At 70.8% G+C, this 23289-nt stretch carries 22 protein-coding genes; 16 read left to right on the top strand and 6 right to left on the bottom strand.

The annotated features are described in order from the left end of the window. Positions 1-75: 75 nt before the first annotated feature. A complete protein-coding gene (gene asnB, locus C4T78_RS23105) occupies positions 76-2004 on the bottom strand; it encodes an asparagine synthase (glutamine-hydrolyzing) (RefSeq protein WP_093357887.1) in 1929 nt (642 codons plus the stop codon). Between the two features lie 350 nt (positions 2005-2354). On the opposite strand from asnB, the gene ctaC reads away from it, so the two are divergent. The 3 genes from ctaC to C4T78_RS23120 all read left to right on the top strand — a co-directional run bounded on the left by ctaC (position 2355) and on the right by C4T78_RS23120 (position 4134). Then, entirely contained in the window at positions 2355-3311 is a 957-nt protein-coding gene (gene ctaC, locus C4T78_RS23110; protein ID WP_093357888.1) for an aa3-type cytochrome oxidase subunit II, read from the top strand. 42 nt (positions 3312-3353) lie between these two features. After that, the gene (locus tag C4T78_RS23115) at positions 3354-3752 is read left to right on the top strand and encodes a cytochrome c oxidase subunit 4 (RefSeq protein ID WP_093357889.1); all 399 of its coding nucleotides are present in this window, start codon (positions 3354-3356) and stop codon (positions 3750-3752) included. Positions 3753-3849: 97 nt separating this feature from the next. Then, entirely contained in the window at positions 3850-4134 is a 285-nt protein-coding gene (locus tag C4T78_RS23120) for an Lrp/AsnC family transcriptional regulator (RefSeq protein ID WP_093158894.1), read from the top strand. A gap of 31 nt (positions 4135-4165) precedes the next feature. Here the strand turns inward: C4T78_RS23120 and trpD are convergent, their stop codons facing one another. From trpD to C4T78_RS23135, 3 genes are all read right to left on the bottom strand, one after another. Beyond that, the gene (gene trpD, locus C4T78_RS23125; RefSeq protein ID WP_218161739.1) at positions 4166-5200 is read right to left on the bottom strand and encodes an anthranilate phosphoribosyltransferase; all 1035 of its coding nucleotides are present in this window, start codon (positions 5198-5200) and stop codon (positions 4166-4168) included. A 350-nt stretch (positions 5201-5550) separates the two neighbouring features. Beyond that, on the bottom strand, positions 5551-5958 hold the full coding sequence (locus tag C4T78_RS23130) for a response regulator (RefSeq protein ID WP_093158889.1): 408 nt from the start codon (positions 5956-5958) through the stop codon (positions 5551-5553). A 114-nt stretch (positions 5959-6072) separates the two neighbouring features. Then, positions 6073-6510: a hypothetical protein gene (locus tag C4T78_RS23135; protein WP_235863856.1), complete on the bottom strand. Its 438-nt coding sequence runs from the start codon at positions 6508-6510 to the stop codon at positions 6073-6075. A 95-nt stretch (positions 6511-6605) separates the two neighbouring features. Here C4T78_RS23135 and ctaE point away from each other — a divergent pair, with 95 nt between their 5' ends. From ctaE to C4T78_RS23160, 5 genes are all read left to right on the top strand, one after another. Continuing rightward, positions 6606-7217 (top strand): aa3-type cytochrome oxidase subunit III, encoded by a 612-nt coding sequence (gene ctaE, locus C4T78_RS23140; RefSeq protein WP_093357891.1) that lies wholly within the window; start codon positions 6606-6608, stop codon positions 7215-7217. Positions 7218-7305: 88 nt separating this feature from the next. Then, positions 7306-8112 (top strand): cytochrome bc1 complex diheme cytochrome c subunit, encoded by an 807-nt coding sequence (gene qcrC, locus C4T78_RS23145; RefSeq protein WP_093158884.1) that lies wholly within the window; start codon positions 7306-7308, stop codon positions 8110-8112. Continuing rightward, complete coding sequence (qcrA, locus tag C4T78_RS23150; RefSeq protein ID WP_093357892.1) at positions 8109-9230, top strand: cytochrome bc1 complex Rieske iron-sulfur subunit; 1122 nt, start codon at positions 8109-8111, stop codon at positions 9228-9230. The genes qcrC and qcrA overlap by 4 nt, the downstream gene beginning before the upstream one ends. Next, a complete protein-coding gene (qcrB, locus tag C4T78_RS23155; RefSeq protein ID WP_093357893.1) occupies positions 9227-10888 on the top strand; it encodes a cytochrome bc1 complex cytochrome b subunit in 1662 nt (553 codons plus the stop codon). Before qcrA ends, qcrB begins: the two co-directional genes overlap by 4 nt. 98 nt (positions 10889-10986) lie before the next feature. Next, complete coding sequence (locus C4T78_RS23160; RefSeq protein WP_093357894.1) at positions 10987-11412, top strand: PPOX class F420-dependent oxidoreductase; 426 nt, start codon at positions 10987-10989, stop codon at positions 11410-11412. 1 nt (position 11413) lies between these two features. On the opposite strand, the gene C4T78_RS23165 is transcribed toward C4T78_RS23160, so the two are convergent. Beyond that, complete coding sequence (locus C4T78_RS23165) at positions 11414-13132, bottom strand: DEDD exonuclease domain-containing protein (protein WP_093357962.1); 1719 nt, start codon at positions 13130-13132, stop codon at positions 11414-11416. 89 nt (positions 13133-13221) lie between these two features. Here C4T78_RS23165 and C4T78_RS23170 point away from each other — a divergent pair, with 89 nt between their 5' ends. The 3 genes from C4T78_RS23170 (at position 13222) to C4T78_RS23180 (ending at position 17361) form a co-directional block, all read left to right on the top strand. Further along, the gene (locus C4T78_RS23170) at positions 13222-14580 is read left to right on the top strand and encodes an NYN domain-containing protein (RefSeq protein ID WP_093357895.1); all 1359 of its coding nucleotides are present in this window, start codon (positions 13222-13224) and stop codon (positions 14578-14580) included. Positions 14581-15033: 453 nt separating this feature from the next. Next, positions 15034-16005, top strand: coding sequence for a C40 family peptidase (locus C4T78_RS23175; RefSeq protein ID WP_093357896.1), 972 nt, complete (start codon positions 15034-15036; stop codon positions 16003-16005). A gap of 105 nt (positions 16006-16110) precedes the next feature. After that, on the top strand, positions 16111-17361 hold the full coding sequence (locus C4T78_RS23180; RefSeq protein WP_374703897.1) for a hypothetical protein: 1251 nt from the start codon (positions 16111-16113) through the stop codon (positions 17359-17361). Positions 17362-17416: 55 nt separating this feature from the next. On the opposite strand, the gene C4T78_RS23185 is transcribed toward C4T78_RS23180, so the two are convergent. Next, positions 17417-19225 (bottom strand): AMP-dependent synthetase/ligase, encoded by a 1809-nt coding sequence (locus tag C4T78_RS23185; protein WP_093357897.1) that lies wholly within the window; start codon positions 19223-19225, stop codon positions 17417-17419. A gap of 217 nt (positions 19226-19442) precedes the next feature. On the opposite strand from C4T78_RS23185, the gene C4T78_RS23190 reads away from it, so the two are divergent. The 5 genes from C4T78_RS23190 to C4T78_RS23210 all read left to right on the top strand — a co-directional run bounded on the left by C4T78_RS23190 (position 19443) and on the right by C4T78_RS23210 (position 23253). Beyond that, a complete protein-coding gene (locus tag C4T78_RS23190; RefSeq protein ID WP_093357898.1) occupies positions 19443-20231 on the top strand; it encodes a metallophosphoesterase family protein in 789 nt (262 codons plus the stop codon). A gap of 65 nt (positions 20232-20296) precedes the next feature. Then, positions 20297-20740 carry an SRPBCC family protein gene (locus C4T78_RS23195; protein WP_093357899.1) on the top strand — a complete coding sequence of 148 codons (444 nt, stop codon included), beginning with the start codon at positions 20297-20299 and terminating at the stop codon, positions 20738-20740. A gap of 4 nt (positions 20741-20744) precedes the next feature. Continuing rightward, positions 20745-21962 (top strand): ArsA family ATPase, encoded by a 1218-nt coding sequence (locus C4T78_RS23200; protein WP_093357900.1) that lies wholly within the window; start codon positions 20745-20747, stop codon positions 21960-21962. Beyond that, positions 21959-22306, top strand: coding sequence for a hypothetical protein (locus C4T78_RS23205; protein ID WP_235863847.1), 348 nt, complete (start codon positions 21959-21961; stop codon positions 22304-22306). The genes C4T78_RS23200 and C4T78_RS23205 overlap by 4 nt, the downstream gene beginning before the upstream one ends. Beyond that, complete coding sequence (locus tag C4T78_RS23210) at positions 22300-23253, top strand: ROK family protein (RefSeq protein WP_093357902.1); 954 nt, start codon at positions 22300-22302, stop codon at positions 23251-23253. The genes C4T78_RS23205 and C4T78_RS23210 overlap by 7 nt, the downstream gene beginning before the upstream one ends. Positions 23254-23289: the final 36 nt, after the last annotated feature.

The following is a 23289-nucleotide window of genomic DNA, read 5'->3' on the forward strand; positions in this document are numbered from 1 at the left end:
CCCGGCGAAGTGTGACAGGAAAGGCGAACGGCCCGCCCACCTCCGAGAGGTGAGCGGGCCGTCCGGTGGGAAGCCTCAGAGGCGGACGGGGTAGTGCGGCTCCGGGACCTCGGGGGACAGGCGCCCCTCGATGAAGATGCCGTGCCAGAGCATGAACACCAGCAGCGCCCACAGGCGGCGGCTGTGGTCCAGCACGCCGGAGCGGTGCTCCTCCAGCAGCTGCAGCACCGCGGTGCGGTTGAGCAGGTGGTCGGTCTGCGACTGCTGGATGATGTTGCGCGCCCAGTCGTGCATCTCGTCGCGCAGCCAGTGCTTGATCGGCACCGGGAAGCCCAGCTTGCGGCGGTTGAGCACATGCGCCGGGACCACCTGGTACATCGCCTGGCGCAGCGCGTACTTGGTGGTCTCCTTGGTGATCTTCTGCTCCAGCGGCACCGTGCTGGCCACCCGGAAGACCTCCGGGTCCAGGAACGGCACCCGCAGCTCCAGCGAGTTGGCCATGGTCATCTTGTCGGCCTTGACCAGGATGTCGCCGCGCAGCCAGGTGAACAGGTCCACGTGCTGCATCCGGGTCACCGGGTCCCAGTTCGCCGACTGCCGGTACGGGCCCGCGGTGACGTCGCGGTGCGACACGCCCGGGTCGAAGCTGCGCATCACGTTGCGCAGCTGGTCGTCCCGGAAGATCCGCGCGTTGCCGTAGTAGCGGTCCTCCAGGCTCAGCGCGCCGCGACGCAGCAGGTCCTTGCCGCGCACGCCCTCCGGGATCGCGGTGGAGACCCGGCCCATGGCCTTGCGCAACGCGCCCGGCACCTTCTCGAACGGCGCCAGCGACAGCGGCTCGCGGTAGATGGTGTAGCCGCCGAACAGCTCGTCGGCGCCCTCACCGGAGAGCACCACCTTGACGTGCTGGCGCGCCTCGCGGGCGATGAACCACAGCGGCACCAGCGCCGGGTCGGCCACCGGGTCGTCCAGGTACCAGACGATCAGCGGCAGCGCCTCCATCATCTCCTCGGCGGAGACGGTGCGGACCACGTGCTTGACGCCGATCGCCGCGGCCGACTCGGCGGCCACGTCCACCTCCGAGTAGCCCTGCCGCTCGAAACCGGTGGTGAAGGTGATCAGGTTCGGGTTGTGCTCCTTGGCCAGCGCCGCGATCGCGGTGGAGTCGATGCCGCCGGACAGGAACGCCCCGACCGTGACGTCGGCGCGCATGTGCTTGGCCACCGAGTCGCGCATCACGTCGACGATCTCGTTCTGCAGCCGCCGCGCGTCGGCGTCGGTGTTCACCGGCCGGGAGTGGAAGTTCGGCTGGAAGTACCGCTCGGTGACCAGCTGGCCGCCGGGCGACACGGTGAACGAGGTGCCCGACTCGATGCGGCGGATCTGCCGGTGCAGCGTCTCCGGCTCCGGCACGTACTGCAGCTGCAGGTAGTGCTGCATCGCCTTGTGGTCGAGCTCCTCGGCGATGCGCAGCGTGCTGGCCAGGCTCAGCAGGCTCTTCTTCTCGCTGGAGAAGGCGGTGCCGCCCGGGCCCGCCGCGTAGAACAGCGGCTTGATGCCGAACGGGTCGCGCGCGCCGAAGACCACCTTGCGCTCGTTGTCCCAGATCAGGAACGCGAACATGCCGCGCAACCGGCCGACCATGGACGTGCCGAGGTAGTGGTAGGCGGCGACGATCACCTCGGTGTCGCCGTCGGTGCTGAACCGGGCGCCGAAGCGCTCGATCAGCTCGGCCCGCAGCTCCAGGTAGTTGTAGATCTCACCGTTGAAGTTGATGGTGTAGCGCCGCGGGGTCTCCGGCGGTCCCCAGGTCAACGGCTGGTGAGAGTGCTCCAGGTCGATGATCGACAGTCGGTTGAAGCCGAAGACGACCTCACCCCCCTGCCAGGTGTCGCTCTCGTCCGGTCCTCGGTGTCGCTGGCACGGCAGCGCGTTGGCCACCGCGTTAACCGCGAATCCGGCGTTCTCTTCCGTGGGACAGATCAGTCCAAGCAGGCCGCACACGCGTCTGGAGCACCTCTTCGAGTCGGCGATGTCGTCTCTCTGGAGCCTCCCCCCGAAGGCTCGCCCCAGTATGCCGTCCGCCCGCACGCGCGCTGCACGCGCGGGGGAGCAGCTGTTCGAGCGCGCGAACTCCCGAGCGCACAGGGGCGTTGGACAGGGCTTCCGGGGCTCCGCTGGGTAACCGGCGTCGCGAACGAGTAGATCGATCGACGCCCCCGGAGCAGTATCGCGGCTACACCTGGGCTAGAGTCTGCGCAGGATTCCGGCGGCAGATCCGGCGGTCCGGCTTCGCGGCCGGGCTCGGATCACCCGGCCGCACCGGTGAGTTTTGCACGAGGAGGCGTCGCGCAGTGGGCCTGAAGGAGGGGACCCGAGTGCCACGGCTGGTCAAAGTCGCTGGGCTGATCGGCCTGGTTGGTGTCGCGGCCACGGGTTGCACGACCGATGAGGTCCTGCGGTTCGGTTGGCCGGAGGGTGTCACCCCGCAGGCCGATTCGATGCGAACCCTGTGGACTTGGTCGGTCATCGCGGCACTCGCGGTGGGCGTGTTGGTCTGGGGGCTGATCTTCTGGTCGGTCGCCTTCCACCGCAAGAAGAAGGGCGACGAGGAGCTGCCCCGGCAGTTCCAGTACAACCTGCCGCTCGAGATGATCTACACGGCCATCCCGTTCGTGCTGGTCGTCGTGCTGTTCTACTTCACGGCGGTCACGCAGAACTACGTGCTGGCCAAGCCCGCGAACCCGGACCAGAAGGTCAACGTGGTCGCGTTCCAGTGGAACTGGGAGTTCAACTACCCGGAGCACAAGACGCCGGACGGGCAGCCGGTGCGCACGGTGGGCAGCAGCAGCGAGATCCCGCTGCTCGTCCTGCCGACCGGCGAGCGCATCGAGTACACCCTGAGCGCCACCGACGTCATCCACTCGTTCTTCGTTCCGGAGTTCCACTTCAAGCGGGACACCTTCCCGCACCCGAACAAGAACAACCAGGACAACGTCTTCCAGAACACCATCGACCGCGAGGGTTCGTTCGTCGGCCGCTGCGCCGAGCTGTGCGGCACCTACCACGCGATGATGAACTTCGAGGTCAGGGCGCTGTCCCCGGACAAGTTCGACCGGTACATGGAGCTGCGCACGCAGGTCAACCCGGCGACCACCCAGCCGTACACGGCGGCGGAGGCGCTGACCCAGCTCGGCAAGGAGCGGCAGGACTGCGGCGAGCTGTGCGAGCCGTTCGCGGTGACCGGCGTTCCGTTCAACACCGAACGCACCGGTGGAGCACCTTCCGGTCAGCAGGTCGGGACCAAGTAGTGGTGCCCTCGACAGGGCGTACGGCGTGAGAGCGAGGACTCCATGAAGATCGAATCCCGGATCTTCAACATCATCACCATCTTCTTCTTCCTGTCCGCGATCGTGTACGGGCTCTGGGCCAAGGAGCCGGTGGGCACCGTGGCGCTGATCCTGGTCGGCGGCCTCTCCCTGATCATCGGCAGCTACTTCTCGTTCGTGGCCCGCCGGATCGAGGACCGGCCGGAGGACAACCCGGACGCGGAGATCAGCGATGGTGCCGGCGAACTGGGCTTCTTCAGCCCGGGCAGCTACTGGCCGGCCGGCGTGGCGGGGGCTGCTGCCTTCGCCGGCGTCGCCCTGGCGTTCTTCCACGTGTGGATGATCGTCCTGGCGGTCGGCTTCCTGCTGATCATGGTCGCCGGTCTGGTGTTCGAGTACCACACCGGCCAGGGCCACCACTGACGAAGAACTGACGATCAGGCCCCCGAATCCCGCTGGGAATCGGGGGCCTGATTCGGTCTAGCATCGGTTCCGCACCCAGCTGCAGGAGGTAATTCCCGTGATCACCGCGATCGTGCTGATCCAGACCGCCGCCGACCGGCTCGCCGAGGCGGCCCAGGAGATCGCCGACCTGGACGGCGTCGACGAGGTCTACTCCTGCGCGGGTGACGTCGACCTGATCGCGATGCTGCGCGTCCGCCGCCACGAAGACCTGGCCGACATCGTGCCGGGCCGGATCAACAAGGTGGCGGGCGTCCTGGACACCGACACCCACATCGCCTTCCGCTCCTACTCCCGGAAGGACGCGGAAGCGGCCTTCTCCATCGGGCTGGAAGAGGAGTGACGCCCCGGCGCTGACCGCCGCCGGGCGGTGGTCAGCGCAGCGCGGTCGACGTCGTCGCCCAGCGGCTCAGCAGCGCCGCGGCCGCTCCCGAGTCGATCGCCTCGCCGACCCGGACCAGCGCGGCCCTGAGCTGCGCGCTGATGTCCTCTCCCGGGCCGTCGTAGGCGACCATCGCCCCGGCCGCGTTCAGCAGCACAGCGTCGCGCACCGGGCCCTTCGCGCCCGCCAGGAGGTCGTGCACGGCCTTCGCGTTCACCACCGCGTCGCCGCCCTGCAGGTCCTCCGGCCGGGCGTAGGCGATCCCGAAGTCCTGCGGATCGATCCGGTCCTCGCGGACCGTCCCGTCGTGCACCACCCAAGCGGTGCTCGGCGTCGTGGTGGTGATCTCGTCCATGCCGTCGTCGCCGCGCACCACCAGCGCGGACTTGCCGCGGGCGGCGAACACCTCGGCCACCACCGGCGCCATCCGGCGGTCGGCGCAGCCGATCAGGCCCGCCACCGGGCGCGCCGGGTTGGTCAGCGGGCCCAGCAGGTTGAACGCGGTCGGGATGCCGATCTCGCGGCGCGGTCCGCCCGCGTGCTTGAAACCGGGGTGGAAGACCGGCGCGAAGCAGAACCCGATGCCGACCTCCTCGACGCAGCGCCGCACGCCCTCCGGCGGCAGGTCGATGGCCACGCCCAGCTCCTCCAGCACGTCGGCCGTGCCGCACTTGGAGGAGGCCGCCCGGTTGCCGTGCTTGACCACGGTGATGCCCGCGGCGGCGAGCACGATCGCGGCCATGGTGGAGATGTTCACGCTGCCGGAGCGGTCGCCGCCGGTGCCGACGATGTCCACCGCGCGCTGGGCGATGTCGACGCGGCGGGCGTGCTCGAGCATGGCGTCGGCCATGCCGCGGATCTCGGCGGGCGTCTCGCCCTTGGCGCGCAGCGCGACGACGAACGCCGCGACCCGCGCCGGGGTGGCCTCCCCGGACATGATCAGGTCCATCGCCCAGGCGGTGTCCTCCGCGGAGAGGTCCTCACCCGCGACCAGGCTGCCCAGCAGTCCCGCCCAGCTTCCCGCCATGGTTCCCACGCTTCTTCTTCCGTGCTGATGGCTGTTCGGAGTCACTTTACGTAGATGGTCACCCAGCGGAACCTCAGAGGCTCCCCGGACTGCGGGAGCCCTTCCTGCTGCGTCCGCTGCACGGCGGACGGGCTGTCCTCGCCAGGAAGCCCTTGAGAACCCACCGGTGGCCGTCTTGCACGGGCGCGAGCGGCTGGCGCCGCTTCACGAGCGCGGACGGCTTCGCCGACGGGTTCTTGGCCCAGCACCGACAGCGGCGGACCGTGGAGGGCCGCCGCAGTCGTCCGGAGTTCCGGTACCCGCATCCGGCCGCGGCCGATGCGCGCCGGAGGGGTTCAGTCCACCAGGGTTCAGGCCGGGACCGGCTTGCCGCTGGTGCGCAGCACCTCGGCGACGGTCTCGGCCGCGGCCAGCGGGTCGAGCGGGTGCACCAGCACCGCGTCGGCCTGCGACCAGGTGGCGAGCCATCGGTCGTCCTTGCGGCGCACCGACACGACCACCGGCGGGCAGTCGTCGATCTCGTTCTTCAGCTGCCGCGACACGCCCATGCCGCCGGTGGGCTGCGCCTCGCCGTCCAGGATCACCAGGTCCGCCCTGCCCGCGTCGACCTCGCTGAGCACGTCGGCGACGGTGCCGACCTCCACGTAGTGCAGCCGGCCCAGATCCGGAGCCGGGCGCCGACCGATCGCTGTGATGATCGCCTCCCGGACCTCGGGGCGGTGGCTGAACACGAGAACGGTGGTGGTCGGTGCGCTCATCGACGGCTCCTCAGTGTCTGCGGGACGCCCCGGCGGCGGGCCGGGCGAGGTCGCGAACTTCCCCGGATGCTAGCGGCCGGACCGGGGCGAACAGTAGTCGCCCGGCGAAATCGATCAGCTCGGCGCGTCCGGGCCCGGCTGCAGCGCGTCCCAGCCGTAGACCTGGCCGCCGTGCCGCTGGGCCAGCCCGGCCATCCGCGAGCTCTCCTGTGAGCAATGCAACGCATCGAGTTGCTGAACACGCAGCGCGATCATCGCGGTCAGCCCGGCGCCGCCGCGCTCCGCACCGCGCCCGCCGGGGCGCAGATCCCAGCCGTCGGCGCTCAGCAGGTCGCGGGCCGACTCGATCGAGCGCTCCGGTAGCGCCAGGTGGTGGCGCAGCACCGCAGGCAGTCCGGACTGCCACTCATCCGCTCGTGCCAGCGCCGCCGAGGCCGCCTCGGTCTCGTCGTAGGCGGTCACCACGACTCGCAGCGCCGGGTCATCGGTGCTGATCACAGGCTTGCGGCGGGCGCGGCGGGCGGCCAGCCGGGCGGACCAGCGGGCGCGGATGCCTTTCACGGTGCGTCACCTCCGGATTGCGATCCGATCACCCCTCGGTCGACCTGGTGGACCCGAAGGCGCGAGCGGAAAAGCTGCAAGACATAATGCGTCGCGTGACAACGGCAGCGCCCTCAATCAGTCAACGCGTGCACTCGCTGAACCGACCGAACATGGTCAGCGTAGGCACCATCGTTTGGTTGGCCAGCGAGCTGATGTTCTTCGCTGGGCTCTTCGCCATGTTCTTCACGGTGAAGGCGCAGAACGAGGGGCCGTGGCCGCCAGCGCCGACCGAGCTCAACCTCGCGTACGCACTTCCCTTCACCGTCATCCTGGTGTTGTCCTCGTTCACCTGCCAGTGGGGCGTGTTCGCGGCCGAGCGGGGCGACGTGTTCGGGCTCCGCCGGTGGTACGTGATCACCCTGATCATGGGCACGGTCTTCGTGCTCGGTCAGGCAGGCGAGTACTACACGTTGATCACCCACCACGCGACCACCATCGCGTCGTCGGCGTACGGCACGGTCTTCTACATGACGACCGGCTTCCACGGGCTGCACGTGATCGGTGGGCTGGTCGCCTTCGTCTTCCTGATCATCCGGACGAAGCTGAGCAAGTTCACGCCCGCGCAGGCCATCGCCGCGATCGTCGTGTCGTACTACTGGCACTTCGTGGACATCGTGTGGGTCGGCCTGTTCGCCGTGATCTACCTCGTCCCGTGATGACGAGGAGCCGAGTCTCCTCGATCGGCTTCTTAGAACGAGGTCGTAACAGAACTCCCCGAACCGGACAGCAAGGGTTGCCGCTCTCATGACCACCAACAAGAAACGGAACCGCGCGGGCTCGAAGCTCAAGAGGCGGATCTCCGGTGTGCTGGCGCTGGGCATCGCGCTGGTGGGTGCCGGTGGGCTGTACACCGTCGTGACTCCCGAGCCGCAGACCGCGCAGGCCGCTGCGGAGCCGGCTCTGGTGAGGCAGGGCGAGCAGCTCTACAACAACGCCTGCATCTCCTGCCACGGCACCAACCTGCAGGGCGTCCAGGACCGCGGACCGAGCCTGGTCGGCACCGGCGAGGCCGCCGTGCACTTCCAGGTCTCCACCGGCCGGATGCCGATGGTGCGCCAGGAAGCGCAGGCCATCCGCAAGCCGCCGAAGTTCACGCCCGAGGAGATCGACGCGCTGGGCGCGTACGTGCAGACCTACGGCGGTGGACCGGAGTCCCCCAAGCAGGCCGGCGAGGCGCTGCGGGGCGAGGACCCGGCGCGCGGTGCTGAGCTGTTCCGGCTCAACTGCGCGTCCTGCCACAACTTCACCGGACGCGGCATCGCGATGTCCTCCGGCAAGTTCGCGCCGAACCTGCACGACTCGACCGAGCAGGACATCTACGAGGCGATGCTCACCGGGCCGCAGAACATGCCGAAGTTCTCGGACCGGCAGCTCACCCCGGAGGAGAAGAAGGACATCATCGCCTACGTCAAGTCGGTGACCAACGGGAACAACAACCCCGGCGGCAACGACCTGGGCGGTTATGGTCCGGGAACTGAAGGCGTCATCGCCTGGGTGGTGGGCATCGGCGCGCTGATCGGCCTCACCCTGTGGATCGGAGCCAGGGCATGAGTGAGCAGAACAAGGAATACACAGAGGCCGAACTGGCCGAGATGAGCCGCGACGAGAAGATGCGGCTCGGCCTGGCCCTCGACGACGTCGAGCTCGTCGAGTACCAGGAGCAGTGGCCCGTCAAGGGCACCCGCGCGGAGCGCCGCGCGGAGCGCAACGTCGCGGGCTGGTTCGTGCTCTCCGGGTTGTCGGCGCTGGCGTTCATCGCGGTGTTCGTCTTCTGGCCGTGGGACTACGTCCCGCCGTCGGACGAGCGCGGCTACTTCATCTACTCGCTGTACAACCCGCTGGTCGGGTTCTTCTTCGGGCTGTCGATCCTCGCCGTGGGCATCGGCGTGGTGCAGTACCAGAAGAAGTTCATCCCGCACGAGGTCGCGGTCCAGCAGCGCCACGACGGGCACGCCTCGGAAGAGGTCGACCGCCAGACGGCCGCGGCCATCCTGGCCGACGCCGGCGAGAAGAGCGGCATCGCCCGCCGGTCGATGATCAAGCGCACCGCCGGTTTCGGCGTCGGCGCGTTCGGTCTCGGCGCCGGCGTGGTCGCGATCGGCGGCTTCGTCCGCGACCCGTGGGCGACCACCGGGCCGGAGTCGCTGCAGCACACCGGCTGGCTGTCGGAGACCGGCGAGAAGACCTACCTGCGCCGCGACACCGGCAACAAGCACGAGGTCTCGCTGGTGCGCCCGGAGGACATCGACGCGGGCGGCTTCGAGACGGTCTACCCGTTCCGGGAGTCCATGCGCGGCACCGAGGAGCTCGAGACCTCGCTGCGCAAGGGCGACGCACCGGTCATGCTGATCCGGCTCCGCCCGGGCAGCAAGCCGGTCAAGCGCAAGGGGCAGGAAGACTTCAACTACGGCGACTACTACGCCTACTCGAAGATCTGCACCCACGTCGGCTGCCCGACCTCGCTGTTCGAGCAGCAGACCGGGCGCCTGCTCTGCCCGTGCCACCAGTCGCAGTTCGACGTGGTCAACACCTACGCGAAGCCGGTCTTCGGTCCGGCGACGCGGGCGCTGCCGCAGCTGCCGGTCACGGTGGACGAGGACGGCTACTTCGTGGCCAAGGGCGACTTCATCGAACCGGTGGGTCCGGCTTACTGGGAGCGTAACGCATGAGCTCGATCACCCAACCGACGAAATCGGAGAGCGCCGCGTACCGCAAGATCGCCACGGCGGCTGACGAGCTCGACTCGCGCTACCGGGTGGCCAAGGGCATGCGGCGGCAGCTGAACAAGGTCTTCCCCACGCACTGGTCGTTCCTGCTCGGGGAGATCTGCCTCTACACGTTCATCCTCCTGATCGTCACGGGCGTCTACCTGACCCTGTTCTTCGACCCCTCCATGGAGGAGGTCGTCTACGACGGCGTCTACCAGAACCTGCAGGGCATCCCGATGTCCCGCGCGTTCGAGAGCACGCTGGACATCTCCTTCGAGGTGCGCGGCGGTCTGTTCGTCCGGCAGCTGCACCACTGGGCGGCGCTGATCTTCGTCGCCGCGATGATGCTGCACATGTTCCGGATCTTCTTCACCGGTGCGTTCCGGCGCCCGCGTGAGGCGAACTGGACCATCGGCGCGCTGCTGCTGATCCTGGGCATGTTCGAGGGCTTCTTCGGCTACTCGCTGCCGGACGACGTGCTGTCCGGTACCGGTATCCGCGCCACCATGTCGGGCATCGTGCTGTCGATCCCGGTGCTCGGCACCTGGCTGCACTGGGCGCTGTTCGGCGGGGAGTTCCCCGGGACCGAGATCATCCCGCGCCTGTACGTGCTGCACATCCTGGTCATCCCGGGCATCATGCTCGGCCTGGTCGCGGCGCACCTGGCGCTGGTCTGGTACCAGAAGCACACCCAGTTCCCGGGCGTGCGGCGCACCGAGGGCAACGTCGTCGGCGTCCGCATCATGCCGGTCTTCGCCCTCAAGGGCGGTGCGTTCTTCGCACTGGTCACCGGCGTCTGCGCGATCATGGCGGGTGTCTTCCAGATCAACGCGGTCTGGCACCTCGGCCCGTACAACGCCTCGCAGGTCACGGCGGCTTCGCAGCCCGACTGGTACCTGATCTGGGCGGACGGCATCCTGCGCGTCTGGCCGGCCTGGGAGCTGTACCTGGGGCCGTACACGGTGCCGCCGGTGTTCTTCGCCGGTGCGATCGGGATGGGCATCCTGTTCACCACGCTGATCGCCTACCCGATGCTCGAGCGCAAGCTGACCAAGGACAACGCCCACCACAACCTGCTGCAGCGGCCGCGCGACGTGCCGGTTCGCACCAGCCTGGGCGTGATGGCGCTGACCTTCGTCGGGGTGCTGTTCATCTCGGGCGCGAACGACATCGTGGCGTTCCAGTTCAACATCTCGCTGAACCTGATGACCTGGTTCGGCCGGATCGGGCTGCTGGTGCTGCCGCCGATCGCGTACTACATCACCTACCGGATCTGCCTGGGCCTGCAGCACAGCGACCGCGAGGTGCTGGAGCACGGCGTGGAGACCGGCATCATCAAGCGACTGCCGCACGGTGAGTTCATCGAGGTCCACCAGCCGCTCGGCCCGGTGGACGACCACGGCCACCCGGAGCCGCTGCCCTACCAGGGCGCTCCGGTGCCGAAGAAGATGAACAAGCTCGGCGCCGCGGGCAGCCCGGTCGAGGGCAGCCTGCTCCGCCCGGACCCGGTGGACGAGACCACCGCTCTGGAGCGGGCGCGGCACGAGAGCGCCGCGCGCGACGTGGCGGCCGAGGAGCGCGAGCTCACGGCCGGCAAGCCGCAGCAGCCCACCGAGTGAGGCACTAGCCGCTGTCACCGAACGAGGCCCGGTACCCCTGGCGGGGTGCCGGGCCTCTTCGCTGCGCGGGTGTCGGAGCGGCCGCCTAGGTTGGCGGCATGACTTCGATCGACGATCCGGAAGTTCGCGCCTTCCTCGAAGCGGGCACCCGCACCGGCATGATCGGCTTCACCGCGGCGGACGGACGCCCGCTGGTGGCGCCGGTGTGGTTCGTGCTGGAGGGCGACGAGATCGTGTTCAACACCGGCAAGAACACCGCGAAGGGCCGGGCCATCGCCCGCGATCCGCGAGTGGTGCTCTGCGCGGACCTGCCCGAGCCGCCGTTCGCCTTCGTCCAGGTGCAGGGCATCGCGGAGATCTCGGAGGACCCGGCGGAGCTCTTGCGCACCGCCACCCGCATCGGCGGCCGCTACATGGGGCAGGACCGGGCGGAGGAGTTCGGCCGCCGCAACGGGGTGCCGGGCGAGCTGGTGGTCCGCATCCGCCCGACCAAGGTCGTCGCGTCCCTGGACATGACCGCCTGAGTCAGTCGATGGCGGCGTAGGGAGTCCGGCCGTTGATGGCCTTGTCGAGCCAGGTCTGCCAGGAACCGGCGGCGCTCGCGGGCTCGTTCCAGGGCGTCGAGCAGCGGACCATGCGGGTGCCGCCGGTGGTCAACCAGCGGTAGACCACGCGGGCTTCGTCGGCGCTGGTGCCGCGCAGCGGCCCGGGGCCGGGGATGACGGTCTCCGCCGATGCCTGCAGCAGGTCCACGACGGGCATCGGCGGCACACCGCGGCGTGCGGTGCCCGCGGCGGCGAGCTTGCCGTGGCGGATCACCGCGAGGTGCCAGCCGCCGCGGCCGTCCGGCCGGGCCGCGACCAGCTCCGCGACCGAAGCCAGCGCGGCCAGCCGCTGGCCCCGGTCCAGCGAGCGCACCAGGCCCGCGAGCTGATCGCGGTGCGCGGCGGCGTCCTCGAACCGCTCCGCCGCTGAGAGCCGGTCGAGCTCGGCGCGCAGGCGTTCCAGCAGGACGACGCTGCGGCCGCCGACGACCTCCCGGATGGAGATCACCTCGGGTTCGTACTCCGCGGCGCTCTGCAGACCGGCACAGGGCGCTCCGCAGCGGCCCAGCTCGTACAGCGCGCACGGCCGTCCCTGCGGGTCGCGCGCCGAGATGCGCTCGGTGCACCGGCGCACCGCGGTCACCGCTTGCAGCGCCTCGACGGCGTCGGCCGCGGTGTGGCGGGACCGGAAGGGGCCCAGCGCGCCGGTTTTCGGGGCCCGGACGATCGACAGGCGCGGGAACGGCTCGTCGGTCAGCACCACCCACCAGGCGCGCTGCGGGTGCTTCGAGCGGCGGTTGTAGCGCGGTTGGTGCGCTGCGAGCAGCCGCAGCTCGCGGACCTCGGCTTCCAGCGGGTGCGCGCACTCGACGTGGTCGACGCGCTCGGCGATCGCCACCATCTCCTTGACCCGGCTGCGCCGCTCGCCCGCGGTGAAGTACTGCCGGACCCGGCGCCGCAGGTCGGTCGCGGTGCCCACGTAGAGCACCTCGTCGTTGGGCCCGCGGAACAGGTACACGCCGGGCGCGTTCGGCAGCCGGTCGGCGAGCCCGCGCTTGCCGCGCTGCTGCGGGGTGACGTCCGGCAGGTGGCTGAGCAGGTCGTCCAGCGTCCGCAGGCCCAGCGAGCCGACCCGCTCCAGCAGGGAGTGCAGCACGTCGACGGTGGCGCGGGCGTCGTCCAGCGCCCGGTGCACGGGTTCGGTCCGCGCGTTCAGCACGCGGGCGAGCGTGCCGAGCTTGTAGTTGGGCGTCTCGTCCCTGCTCAGCACCCGGCGGGCCAGCCGAACGGTGTCCACGACCTGCGGTTTCGGCCAGTTCAAGCCGAGTCGTTCGCAGTTGGCGCGCAGGAACCCGATGTCGAACGGGGCGTTGTGCGCGACCAGCACGCAGCCGTGGCAGAACTCCAGGAAGGCGGGCAGCACGGTGTCCATCCGGGGCGCGTCGACCACCATCGCCTCGGTGATCCCGGTGATCGTCACGATCGACGGCGGGATGCCCCGCTCCGGGTTGACCAGGGTGGCGAACTCGCCGAGCACCTCGCCGCCGCGGATCTTGACGGCGCCGATCTCGGTGACCGCGTCCTGCACGCGGTCACCACCGGTGGTCTCCAGGTCGACGACGACGAAGGTCACCTGGTGCAGCGGGACTTCCTCGCTGGTCAGGATCTCGTCGAAGGACAGCTGCGGGTGCGCGGACATCATCGCGCACGTTACGGCCCGCTACCGACAGCGCGGTGGATGCGGGGTTCCGGGGCCCTGGCGATTAGCCTGTGGGGGTGGCGCCACCGATGCCGGGGTCAGCGGACACCCCCGAACCCGACGAGTCTGCTGTGGACAGTGCACAGCAGACCTCCGGTGCGTCGTCCGTGGACTGGGACGGGCTGCCGGGACCGCTGCGCGCGCGGCTCGCCGAGCTGGCCGCGGGAGCCCTCGGCGAGATGCGCCCGACCGACGTTCCCGTGCAGCTGCGCCCGGTGGTCAAGTTCGCTCCCGCCAAGCGCGCGAAGCTGGGACAGCCCGCGCTGCTCAACGCTCTGCGCGATTCCAGCGTGTTCCGCACCGCGGTGGTGGACTGGTGCCGCAACCACCGCCCGGAAGCCCTCGGCCTCGAAGATCCGGACCCGGTGGTCGTCGCCGCCGCGGCGGCGCTGCAAGGTTCGCCGATCGCACCGCACTACGCGGAGCTGATCGGGTTCCGCACCGAGCAGGGCCAGCTGCGCAGCGAGCGCGATTCCGCGGTGGCGCGGGTCGAGCGCCTGACGGCCGAAGTGGACCGGCTGCGCGGTGAGCTCGCCGAAGCGCGCCGCGCGGCGGAACGGGTGGGCGAGGAGAACAGCACCGAAGCGGACCGCTTGCGCAAGCGGCTGCGGGAGCAGGGCGTGCGGCTGAAGGAGGCCAAGGACGCCGCGGAGCAGGCGGGCAGCGAGCTGGCGGCCGTGCGAGCGGAGCGCGAAGCGGAGATCGCGGAGATCGCCGCGGAGCGCGATCGGGAGCGAGGACGCGCGCAGGAGGAGCGGCGGCGCGCGGAGCGCGCGAGCGCCGAGGTCGAGGTGGCGCGGCAGAGCGCCCGAGAAGCCCGGCAGGGCGACGAGGTGCGCCTGGCGCTGCTGCTGGAGACGTTGGAGGGCGCCGTCGGCGGCCTGCGGCGGGAGCTCGGCGCGAGCGGGAGCGGGCCCCGGCCCGCGGACGTCGTGCAGCGGGTGCGGGCGCATTCCGGCGCCACCGGCGGTGTTCCGGACGTGGCGGCGCTGGACCGGTTGCTCGGGCTGCCCGCCGTGCACCTCATCGTGGACGGCTACAACGTGACCAAGACCGGGTATCCGGAGCTGCCGCTGTCCGATCAGCGCGATCGGCTGGCGCACCAGCTCGCCGCGCTTTCCGCGCGCACCGGTGCGGAGGTCACGGTCGTCTTCGACGGCGCCGACGTGCTCGCCGTGCCCGCGGCCGGGCCGCGCGGGGTGCGGGTGCTGTTCAGCGAGCCCGGTGTGCAGGCCGACGACGTGATCCGCGATCTCGTCTCGGCCGAGCCGAAGGGGCGTCAGGTCGTGGTGGCGACTTCGGACCGCGCGGTGGTCACCTCGGTGCAGCGGCGCGGTGCCTACGCGGTTCCTTCAGCGCTGCTGCTGGCCCGGCTGAACCGGGTCTGACCCTTCGGCGACGGGAACGACCGCCCGGCGATCGGGTGGTGAGTGGCCGATCTCATAACCGATCACTCTGCTGAGTCGGTCTTCGGAGCGCGCCCGGCTGACCTTCACAAATCCAGGTGAAGCGGCCGCAATGTTCGTCACCGTGAGCAAATGATTCTCGTCCGTTAGGGGTCTTGTGCGAGTATGCACAAATTTTCGCCCCCGCTTCTGGACGTCGCGCCTCACCTTTCGTAACCTACTCGGGACCTCGTGGCGATCAGTTGCCCAGAACGGGTGGCCCGCGGGGCACCGCTGAAACGACTTGTCGGGGAGTCGGCCAGGCCGGATACGGGGGCATCCGGCAGGTGAGCGGGTGGAGAGGCAGAAGGAGCAGTGCGCGACGTGGCGTCGCACCGACTTAAGCGATCTCTGCGAGGAGCCCTTACCGCGACTGCGGTTGTCGCCGTGGTTGGCATGTCCTCCGGGCCGGCGCTCGCAGACCCACCACTTCCCGACAACGCCTCGGACGCGGCCAAGCAGGTCCGCGAGCTGCAGAACCAAGCGGTGCAGATCACCGAGGACATGAAGAAGGCCGAGGACGACCACGCGGCCAAGCAGGCGGAGCTCCAGCGCGCCAACGACGAGGCGGGCCAGGCGGAGCAGGTCGCCAACCAGGCCAGGGCCGACGAGGAGCGATTCCGCGGCCAGGTCGACCAGCTGACCCACGCCTCCTACCAGGGCGCCCGGCTGAACAAGCTGTCCGCGCTGCTGGTGAGCGAGACTCCCGAGGACTTCCTCAACCGCGCTTCCGCGCTGGACGCGCTGGCCAAGGACAACAACGACGCCGTCCAGGCGCTCGCTTCGGCGCGCCGCCAGGCGGAGACCGCTGAGCGCGCTGCGCAGGACGCCCGCAACCGGGCGGCCCAGGCCGAGGCGGACGCCGGTCGCATCTACGAGGACGTCAAGAACAAGTCCAGGGAGATGCAGGCCCAGATCAAGAAGGTCCAGGAGCGCTACAACGAGCTCACCGGCGCCGACCAGGACTCCTTGATCACCGATGGCGACACCAACGCCAGCCCGATCGCCGGTGCCGGTGCGGCGATCAAGGCGGTCAACGCGGCGCTGAGCAAGCAGGGCTCGCCGTACGTGTGGGGTGCCAAGGGCCCGTCGCAGTTCGACTGCTCCGGGCTGACCTACTGGGCCTACAAGCAGGCCGGAGTCACCCTCGGCGGCTCCACCAAGACCCAGGTCAACCAGGGGCAATCGGTGTCGGCGGCCAACCTCAAGCCCGGCGACCTGATCTTCTACTACAGCCCGGTCAGCCACGTGTCGATCTACATCGGCAACGGCAAGGCGGTGCACGCGCCGACCACCGGTGACGTGGTGAAGGTCGCGGACTACAAGAAGATCGGCCCGGTGACCTCGATCCGCCGCGTGGCGGGCTGAACCGACTGATCGCACCAGGGCCGGCGCGCACCCGCGTGCCGGCCCTGATCGTCTTCCTGCGGGCCGGAGGAGGTCCGGGATGCACTCGACCCTACGATGCGCTCTGTGCTGAGCGCTGGGAGCTTTCGCGGGTGGCTGGCGGCGGCCGCTTCCGGTGCCGTGCTGATCGGCATGACCTTGGTCGGGCTGCCCGGGACGCCTCGCCACGTCGGTCAGACGGAGTCCGCGGCGCCGGAATCGGCGCACGAATCCGCGGTCCGGCAGCTCCTGGCGCAGCGGGCCGCCGCGATCCGCTCCGGCGACGCCGCGGCGTTCGCGACCACAGTGGACCCGCTGGCGCCCGCGGAGTTCCAGCAGCGCCAGCACGAGTGGTTCCGCAACCTGGCGGCGATCCCGCTGGCCGAGTGGTCGTACGAGGTCGACGCGACGGCTGAACCGCTGCTCGGCGACGACACCTGGGAACCGGTGGTCTCGCTGCGCTACGCGCTGTCCGGTGTGGACGGCGTGCCGACGACGCGGCGGATCGAGCACTCCTTCGTGCGCCGGGGGAATTCCTGGTACGTCGCCGACGACGCGGGCCGGCACCGGTGGCGAGGACCGTGGGACTTCGGCCCGTGCCACGTCGTTCGCACCGCGGGCGGGCTGGTGATCGGGCACCGGCGGGAGCCGGTGGAGCGGGTGGCCCGGCAGCTGGACGCCGCCATCCGCGACGTGACCCGGGTGTGGGGGCCGGGATGGGCCCAGCAGGTCGGAGTGCTGATCCCGGAGTCGCGGGAGGAGCTGCGCTCGATGGTGGGCCCGGAGTTCGCCGCGGAGGGCGGGATCGCGGCGGTCGCGGTCGCCGACCGGGTGGACACCGCGGCGCGCCGGGTGGAGGGGCCGCGGGTGGTGCTCAACCTGCGGACCGCGACGGAGCTGCCGGACGCGGCGCTGGCCGTGGTGCTGCGCCACGAGATCACCCACATCGCCGCCCGTCCGTACACAGTGGATGGTGCGCCGATGTGGCTGCGGGAGGGCTTCGCCGACTACGTCGGCTACCGCGACAGCGGGATGTCGCCGCGCGAGGTCGCGCCGGAGCTGGTCCGCGAGCTGCGCGCCGGCGGCCCGCCGGAGGAACTGCCCGCCGCCGACTTCCACCGAGCCGCCCGCCTCGACCTGGCCTACCAGCAGTCCTGGTCGCTGGTCCGCTACCTCGTCGAGCGCTTCGGCGAGCCGCGCGTGGTGCGCCTCTACCACCGCGTGGCGGCCACTGACTCGCCCGCGGACGCGGACGCGGCCCTGCACGCGGAAACCGGGCTGACAGCGGCCCAGCTCCGCGAGGACTGGGCGCGTTCGCTGCCCGCCACCTTCGGCTGACGCGGAGGAGGCCCCGGCTCGTGCGAGCCGGGGCCTCCTCCGCAGTCGCGAACGATCAGGAGTAGATCGATTCGATGGTGGCCGCGTGGTTCTGGGCGACCTTGTTGCGCTTGAGCTTCATGCTCGGGGTCATCTCGCCGGTGGCCTCGGTGAAGTCCTCCGGGAGGATGCGGAACTGCTTGATCTGCTCGGCGCGGGAGACCGCCTTGTTGGCCTCGTCGACCGCCTTCTGCACCTCGGCGCGCAGATCCGGGTCGTCCACCAGGTCGGCGGCCGGGGTGTTCTCCGGGCGGGAGTTGTTGGCCAGCCAGGACGGCAGGAACTCCGGGTCGAGCGTGATCAGCGCGCCGATGAACGGCTTCTGGTCGCCGACCACCATGCACTGGCTGATCAGCGGGTGCGACCGCAGCGCGTCCTCCAGCACCGCCGGGGCGACGTTCTTGCCGCCCGCCGTGACGATGATCTCCTTCTTGCGGCCGGTGATCCGCAGGAAGCCCTCGTCGTCGAGCGAACCCAGGTCGCCGGTGTGGAACCAGCCGTCCTCGAGGGAGTCCTTGGTGGCCTGCGGGTTGTTCCAGTACTCGCGGAACACCACGTCGCCCTTGACCAGCACCTCGCCGTCCTCGGCGATGCGGATCGTGGTCCCGGCGATCGGCTTGCCGACGGTGCCGACCTTGAACGCGGTCTCCACGTTGACCGCAGCGGCGGCGGTCGTCTCGGTGAGCCCGTAGCCCTCCAGCACCGGTACGCCGACGCCGCGGAAGAAGTGCGCGAGCCGCTCGCCCAGCGGCGCACCGCCGGAGACCGCCGCGATGCACCGGCCGCCGAGCGCCGCGCGCAGCTTGCCGTAGACCAGCTTGTCGAACAGCAGGTGCTTGAGCTTCAGCGACAGCCCGGCACCGCCGGAGTCCAGCGCGCGGCTGTAGGCGACCGCGGTCTCCTCGGCGGTGTCGAAGATCTTGCCCTTGCCGCTGCCGTGCGCCTTCTGCTTGGCAGTGTTGTAGACCTTCTCGAAGACCCGGGGCACCGCGAGAACGAACGTCGGCCGGAACGAGCCGAGGTCGGTGACCAGTTCCTTGACGTCGCTGGTGTGCCCGAGGGTGACGCGGCCGTAGACGCACATCACGGTGATCGCGCGGGCGAGCACGTGCGCCATCGGCAGGAACATCAGCATCGAGTTGCCCGGCTTGGTCAGCTGCGGGAACGCCTCGATGTCGGCCCGCACCTCGGCGAGCATGTTGCGGTGGGTCAGCACGCAGCCCTTGGGGCGGCCGGTGGTGCCCGAGGTGTAGATCAGGGTGGCCACGTCGTCGGCGCGCACCTCGCGGCGGCGCAGGTGCACGTCGCGGTCGTCCACCTCGGCGCCCAGCGCGGTCAGCTCGTCCACCGCGGCGGCCGCGCCGCCGCTGCTCGGCCCGTCGATCTGCCAGACGTGCGATACCTCGGGCAGCCGGTTCACGATGCCGTCCACCTCGGCGCGGTGCGCCTCGGTCTCCACGAAGACGGCCTTGGCCCCGGAGTCGGTGAGGATCCACTCCGCCTGGTCGGCCGAGGAGGTCTCGTAGATCGGCACCGTGGCGCAGCCCGCGGTCCAGATCGCGAAGTCCAGCAGGCTCCACTCGTAGCGGGTGCGGGACATCAGCCCGACCCGGTCGCCGGGCTGCAGACCGCTGGCCACCAGGCCCTTCGCCACGGCCAGCACCTGCGCGGCGAAGTCGGCGGCGGTGACGTCGACCCAGGTGCCGTCCACCCGGCGCCGGAAGCTCACCGTGCTCCCGAAGCGCTCCGCGTTGGCCCACACCATGTCGGTGAGGTTCTCGTCATCGGCCACCGCCGTGGTGGCTGGTGCGCTGAACTCTCGCACGTCGAAACCTCCGAAAACACGCCAGTCAGTGGGGCACAACCTAACGCTGATAGTTACTGAGCGGTAGTCCCCTTCGTCCGACCGCGCCAGCCAGCACAGCCTAGAGGCCGTCACGATCGTTCGGGCGACTCCGGTCCGGGGTCGCACCACGGGCGGTGGGCGGCGGGTCCGGGACGGATTAGGTTCGGGGGAGCAGAGACCGGTGGAGAGGAGTCGGATGCGCGTCCACGTCGTTTCGGATGTTCACGGCAACGTCGAGGCGCTCAAGCGCGCGGGCGACGGCGCCGACGCGCTCGTGGTGCTCGGTGACCTGATCGACTTCGTGGACTACCACGACCACGGCAAGGGCATCCTCGGACGCGTGTTCGGCGCGGAGAAGGTGGCCCGGTTCGCCGAGCTGCGCCGCGGGCCGCACCTCGCGGAGTTCGGCACCTACGTGCGATCGCTCTGGGCGAGCCTGACGGACCCGGCCGCGGTCGTGGAGGAAGCCGTGCGCGAGCAGTACGCCGAGCTCTTCGGCGCGCTGACCGCACCCACCTACGCCACGCCCGGCAACGTCGACGCGCCGCACCTGTGGCCGGAGTTCGCCGGTGCCGGGGTGCACGTGCTGGACGGCGAGAGCGTCGAGATCGGCGGCCTGACCTTCGGCTTCGTCGGCGGCACGGTGCTCCCGCCCGGTGCGGTGCTGCGCAAGAGCGCGGCCTGGGTGCCGTACCTGCGGGAAGCGGGGGAGTACGACGCCGCGGTGGCCGGGCTGCCCGCGGTCGACGTGCTCTGCACCCACCTGCCGCCCGCCGTGCCGGAGCTGATCTACGACGTGGTGGCCCGCAGGCCGGAGCTGGGTTCGGCCGCGCTGGCCGAGCGGATCGCCGCCGATCAGCCGCGCTGGTCGCTGTTCGGGCACGTGCACCAGCCGCTGGCGCAGCGGGTGCGCATCGGGCGCACCGAGTGCGTCAACGTCGGGCATTTCCAGCGCACCGGACGTCCTTACCCGATCGAGTGGTGACCCCGGCGGCGGACCTGGCGATCCTCCGCGCCGCTGCGCCCACCCGCACCCGGTAACCTGCGCGCATGGTCGATCAGTCCACCCAGTCCATCGTGATCAAGGCCGCCGCCGCGGAGATCATGGGCGTCATCGGGGATTTCGCCGCCTACCCGGAGTGGGCGGCGGCCGTGAAGGAGACCGAGGTGAAGTCGCTGACCTCGGACGGCAAGGCCGAGAAGGTGCGCTTCGTCCTGGACGCGGGAGTGGTCAAGGACACCTACGTCAACGTCTACGACTGGGCGGCCGACGGCCTGTCGGTGAGCTGGGAGCTCACCGAGGGCCAGGTGCAGAAGGCGCAGCACGGCAGCTACCGGCTCGAGCCGCTGCCCGACGGCAGCACCGAGGTCACCTACAGCCTGGCGGTGGACCTGGCCATCCCGATGATCGGGATGTTCAAGCGCAAGGCCGAGAAGATGATCATGGACACGGCGCTGAAGGAGCTCAAGCGCCGCGTGGAGCACGCCGGGTAACCCGTTGCGGATCCTGCTTCTCACCGGGAAGGGCGGGGTGGGCAAGACCACCCTCGCCGCGGCCACGGCCGCCCGCATCGCCGCGGCGGGCCGGAAGGTGCTCGTGGTCTCCACCGACCCGGCGCACTCGCTGGCCGACGCCCTCGGCGCGGAGCTCGGCGCGGAACCGGCCGAGGTGCGGCTGGACGGCTCCCACGCGGTGCTGCACGCGGCCGAGGTGCAGACCCGCGCGCTCGTCGACGGAACCTGGCGCGAGCTGCGCGAACACCTGCGGACGATGCTTCAGGGCGCCGGAGTGGGCGAGGTCGACGCCGAGGAGCTGACGGTGCTGCCCGGCGTGGAGGACCTCCTAGCGCTCTCCGAGGTGCACCGGCTGGCGGCCAGCGGGCTGTGGGACACCGTGCTCGTCGACTGCGGGCCGACCGCCGAGACGCTGCGGCTGCTCGCCCTGCCGGAATCGCTGGCCGGCTACCTGGAACGGCTGTTCCCGGCGCACCGCAGGGCCGTGCGCGGGCTGCTGGCGGGGATCGCGGGCAGCGATCAGGTGCAGCGCTGGGACGCGGTCGCCGACGGGCTGGGGCGGCTGGCGGAACGGCTGAGCGCGCTCAAGGACATGCTCGCCGACCCGGGCACCAGCGTGCGGCTGGTGCTGACCCCGGAGTCGGTGGTCGCCGCGGAAACCCGCCGCACGCTGACGGCGCTGGCGCTGCAGCAGATCCGGGTGGACGGGCTGATCGCCAACCGGGTGGTGCCGGACCCGGGATCGGCGCGCGGCGCGGCCGCCCAGTGGCTGCGCACCCGGCGCCGCGAGCAGGAGGACGTCCTCGAATCCCTGCGCAGCGCCACGGACCTGCCGCTGCGCGTCGTGGAGCACCGCGCTGCCGAGCCGGTGGGCGCGGAGGCGCTCCTGGAGCTCGGCGCCGAGCTCTACGCCGACGCGGACCCGCTGGAGAACCTGCCTGCCGCCCCGGCCATGCGGGTCACCGGCGGTGGGCGGACGCTGGAGGCGGAGTACGACCTGCGGATCGCGCTGCCGCTGCACCCGGCGGCGGAGCTGGACCTGGCCCGCATCGGTGACGAGCTGGCGATCACGGTGGACGGCCGCCGCCGGTTGGTCGCGCTGCCCGCGGTGCTGCGGCGGTGCGTCGTGACCGGCGCGATCGCCGGTGACGACGGGCTGACGGTGCGGTTCCGGCCCGACCCGGAACAGTGGATGCGGTGAGAGCGGTGGACGAAGCGCGCAAGCACGATCAGCTGGTCGAGGAACTGCGACTGCTGCTGGACGCACTGGCCGGAAAGGCCGAGGAGTACCTGCGCGGCTGCGCCCCGCGCACCGAGGGCGAGGACCGCGGCTGCGGTTGGTGCCCGTTGTGCGCGGCGGTGGCGCTGGTGCGCGGGCAACGCCCGGAGCTCAACGACCAGCTGCTGGGGATCGTGCAGCTGCTGCGGCAGGCGATGGCCGAACCGGAGCCGCGACCGGCGGAAGAACCCGAGCCGGACGCGCCCGCCAAGGTGCAGCGCATCCGCGTGCAGCGGGTCGGCGGAACGGTGCTGGACGAGTGCTGACCATCGGCGTGGACGTCGGCGGCACCAGCGTGCGAGCCGGGGTCGTCGACCCGCACGGCGAGATCCTCGAAACCGGCCGGGTGCCCACACCGGCGGGCGGACCGCAGCTGAACGAGGCGATCGCGCGCACCGTGCGAAGCCTCTCCGACCGGTACCCGGTGGCCGCGGTCGGGCTCGCGGTGGCGGGCTTCGTCAGCGAGGACCGCCGGGTGGTGCGCTTCGCGCCGCACCTGGCGTGGCGGCACGTCGCGGTCGCCGACGAACTCGCCGCCCGGCTCGGGATCCCGGTGGTCCTGGAGCACGACGCGAACGCGGCGGCCGTCGCCGAGCACCGGTTCGGCGCCGCGGCCGGAGCGCGGGTGGCGGCGCTGGTGGCCATCGGCACGGGCATCGGCGCGGCGCTGGTGATCGACGGCCAGGTCTTCCGCGGGGCGCGCGGGGTGGCGCCGGAGCTCGGCCACCTGCGGGTCGTGCCGGACGGCAGGCAGTGCTCGTGCGGCAAGCGCGGTTGCCTGGAGCGCTACTGCAGCGGAACGGCACTGGCCGCCACGGCGGTGGAGATGCTGCGCGCCGGCGGCGAACCGAGCGCGCTGCGGGAGTTGGCCGACCCGACCGGCGTCGACGTCGCGCGCGCGGCGGAAGCCGGAGATCCGCTCGCGCGGCGCGCGGTGGACGACCTGGCGCGCTGGCTGGGGGAGGGGCTGGCGCTGGTCGCCGACGTCTACGACCCGGAAGTGGTGGTGATCGCGGGCGGCGTCTCCGCATCGGCCCACCTCTACCTCGACGCGGCCCGCGAGCACTACGCGGCGATGAGCACCGGCGCCGGGCACCGCCCGCTGGCCGACGTCGTGGTCGCCCACCACGGCGACCCGGCGGCCATGATCGGCGCGGCGACCCTGGCCAGGGAACACGTCCTCACCACCGCCAAAGCCCCCTCCGGGGGCTGACGGCGCGTCTATTTCGCGCGAAATCGACGCCGCCCC

It is taken from the genome of Saccharopolyspora kobensis (genome assembly GCF_900108315.1).
Taxonomy (GTDB): Bacteria; Actinomycetota; Actinomycetes; order Mycobacteriales; family Pseudonocardiaceae; genus Saccharopolyspora; species Saccharopolyspora kobensis.